A 2,012-nucleotide genomic window follows, 5' to 3' on the forward strand; every position below is an offset into this window, starting at 1 on the left:
CACGCGCTCGCGGGTGTTCACCGACGCGGAACTGGCCGAACTGGGCATTGCGCGCGGGCCTGCGGTGTGAACCCCGGGGGCTGTACGGCCCTCCATGACGCCCCTTCATGCCCGCTCCAGCGCATTTCGGGTCATTCAGGCCGGTAGCGCTAGTGCAATATGCCGCTGTAGCTATTGAATTCGTAGCGCACCTGCGGCCGTGCGCAGGCCGCCATCGTCGCCCAGGCGGAACACCGACACCACGTGCACCAAGTCTTCGGCCTGGTTCTTGAGGCTGCTGGCGGCGGCGGCCATCTCTTCGACCAGTGCAGCGTTCTGCTGGGTCACCTGGTCCATCTGCGTCACGGCCTCGCCCACCTGGGCCACGCCCAGGGACTGTTCGTGGCTGGCGGCGCTGATCTCGCCCACGATGTCGGTCACGCGGCGGATGGCGCCCACCACCTCGCTCATCGTGGCGCCGGCGCGGTCCACCAGGGCGCTGCCCTGGGCCACGCGCTCCACGCTGGCGCTGATGAGCGTCTTGATCTCGCGTGCGGCCTCGGCACTGCGCCCGGCCAGACTGCGCACCTCGCTCGCCACCACCGCAAAGCCCCGGCCTTGCTCGCCCGCGCGGGCCGCCTCCACCGCGGCGTTCAGCGCGAGGATGTTGGTCTGGAATGCGATGGAGTCGATCACGCCGATGATGTCGGAGATTTTCTGCGACGAGGCGTTGATGCCGTGCATGGTGTCCACCACCTGCGCCACCACTTCACCGCCCTGCACGGCCACGGTGCTGGCATTGGCGGCCAGCTGGCTGGCCTGCTGGGCACTGTCGGCGTTCTGGCGCACGGTGGCGTTGAGCTGCTCCATGGACGCGGCGGTCTCTTCCAGCGCGCTGGCCTGGCTCTCGGTACGGGCCGACAGGTCGGTGTTGCCCTGGGCAATCTGCACGCTGGCGGTGGCCACGCTTTCTGACCCGCTGCGCACGTTGCGCACCACCTGCGTGAGTTGTGCGCGCATCTGCTGCAACGCCTCCAGCAACTGGCCCACCTCGTTGGTGCCATGGGCAATGGGGGCGCCGCTCAGGTCTCCCTGCGCCACGGCGCGTGACAGCGCCACGGCCTGCGACAGCGGCCCGGTCATGGAGCGCACGAACACCAGCGCCATTGCACTGGTGGCCGACAGCGTGATGACCAGGGCCAGCGCCACCCACAGCAGGTTGCGCTGCAGCCCCGCCACGCGCGCCTGCAGCGCCTGGTCCAGGCTGGTCATCGACAGGTTGTTGAGCGCGTTCAGCGCCTCGATGGTGCGGGTGAACGCGTCAAAGTAATCCTTGGACGGCAGCTGCAGCTCCGTGGCGTTGAGGATGTCGCGCTCCACCATCTGCAGCGACTGCTGGATCTGCCCTTGCACGGCCTGCACGCTGCTGCCCAGCGCGCGCTGCAGCTCGGCATTGCCCTGCAAGGCGCGGTCCAGTCCCCGGAAGGTGTCGCCCTGCAGCTCGGCCACGCGCTGCTGCAGCACCAGCAGCTGGCCCTTGCCCTGGGGCGTGAGCTCGCGCTTGCCCAAGGCGCTGGCGCCCTGGGCGCGCAGCATGCCCAGCTTTTCCCCCAGCATGGGGGCTTGGGCCAGCGACGCCTGCACCAGCGCGTGGGTGTCGGCCTCGGGGTCGATCTGCAGGCCATAGGCATGCACCAGCGCCTCGTTGAGCTGCAGCAGCGTTGCGATGAGCTGGGTGTGCTGCGCGGTGCTTTGCACCTGTTCAATGCTGCGCGCGGCCACGGCCTGCTCCAGGGTGCGCCAGGTCTGCTGCGCCTGGGTCCAGGCCGCCATCTGCGCCGCAGGCACCTTGGCGGCGACAAAGCGGGCGCTCACGTCGTCCAGGGCGGTGTTGACCGCATCGCGCGCGGCGGGGCGGCGCGCGGCCAGCGACTCGTCACCGCCCAGCATGCCCACCGACAGGCCCCGGTGCACCTGCATGCGCTGCACCAGGTGCGTGAGTGCCTGGGCGGGGGCCACGCCCTGCGCCTCCA

Annotated in this window: 1 protein-coding gene; it reads right to left on the reverse strand. The window is 69.9% G+C overall.

From position 1 onward, the window contains the following. Positions 1-171: 171 nt before the first annotated feature. The coding region (locus DBR23_RS11910) for a methyl-accepting chemotaxis protein (RefSeq protein WP_108498379.1) at positions 172-2,012 on the reverse strand (1,841 nt) is incomplete at its 5' end.

This window comes from Acidovorax sp. HMWF018, from assembly GCF_003061035.1.
Classification (GTDB): domain Bacteria; phylum Pseudomonadota; class Gammaproteobacteria; order Burkholderiales; family Burkholderiaceae_C; genus Acidovorax; species Acidovorax delafieldii.